This is a genomic window from Elstera litoralis (assembly GCF_000963705.1).
GTDB classification, from domain to species: Bacteria; Pseudomonadota; Alphaproteobacteria; order Elsterales; family Elsteraceae; genus Elstera; species Elstera litoralis.
On the sequence record NZ_LAJY01000662.1, the window covers coordinates 1 to 1,201 of the forward strand.

The 1,201-nt window shown below is 51.7% G+C and carries 2 protein-coding genes; both read right to left on the reverse strand.

Translation table 11 applies throughout. The features are described from left to right. Positions 1 to 279: TIR domain-containing protein (locus VZ95_RS29485; RefSeq protein ID WP_408606110.1), on the reverse strand; the 279-nt coding region annotated here is incomplete at its 3' end. Next, on the reverse strand, positions 191 to 1,201 hold a 1,011-nt coding region (locus tag VZ95_RS18755; RefSeq protein WP_045777217.1), incomplete at its 5' end, for a COR domain-containing protein. The genes VZ95_RS18755 and VZ95_RS29485, both read right to left, overlap by 89 nt.

The following is a 1,201-nucleotide window of genomic DNA, read 5'->3' on the forward strand; positions in this document are numbered from 1 at the left end:
TTCTGTGGTGTATCTATTTTTAAACCGCAGATTCAGGTAAATGCGGACGCGGTTTATAAAATCCTTTTCGCATTGCTCGCTGTGTTGCCAGATATGATAAAGCTCATACATGCAGTTCGGCGACCGTAAATAAGAGTCGCTCATAAAAATGAAGATGCGCTGGCCTTGGCTCAAGGATTTCATGTAGGTTTTAATTTTTTCGCCGTATTTTATATTCTCCGTATCTCTTAAGATTTTGATTTTTTTTTCTTTCGCTTCGTCCAAAAATTTTTTCAACATTCGCCCGCTCCGTCTCTGGAACTTTCGTCAAATCCTTCCAGCAATAAGAAACATAGAGTTTGTAGTCACTCATCGGTTCTTTTTCTGGACCTGTCGTCAATTCATTCTGGCCGGGCGCAGAGAGTTTATCATCGTTCATCGGTTCTTCGGCGAAGGTCGGCTTGAAGGTTTCCTCCGCATCCGGCCGGAGCGGCGGGGCGTCGTGGGGGGTGGCGTCTTTCACACCGAAAGTGTGGTTAATCTCCTCAATCCACCCGCGCAACAGGCGAAAAAGCCACCCGTCCGGATCGTTTTTAACCTCAAGAGTTAGGCACCCCGCCCAGGGGGTTGCGGTAGTATGGCCGTCGCGCTTACCGGGGATTTGCCGTATGCAGGCCCGGCTATGGGTTTTTTTCTCGTAGACAAACAGTCCATCGCGCCAATAGCGCCCGTGCATTTGGGCTTCCTCGCCGATCCGGCAGATCAGGGCGCGCATGATGCCGCGATGGAGCAGATTGTAATCATAGGTTATTGCGGTCAACTGGCCGGGGAAACTGTCCCAGGATGCGCCGAGTTCGCCATCGAAGGCCGATTGTTCCGGCAGCAGGTCGGGGGCGAGGTAGATCGTTTCCGCCCCGGTGCCCTGATACACAAAACAAATCCCGCAGGTTTTCATGAAGGAGAGGAATAAGCGCTGTTCGTCCGGGCTAAAGCCTTCCGCATCCCATACCAGGTCGCTGAGGTCGGCGAGGGTAAAGCGCCCATATTGTGCCCTAAGGCGCTCATAAACCTTTTTCCGGTCAAACAGGGTATAGATCGCACCAAGCGCCCAAGCCTGATCGATAATGATCCGGTCTTGGTAAATGTGCGGATCATAGAAAATCACCCCGCAGCGGTGCAAATAGGTGCGTAAGGTTTCGGGTGTGCCGTTAACGCCATGCTG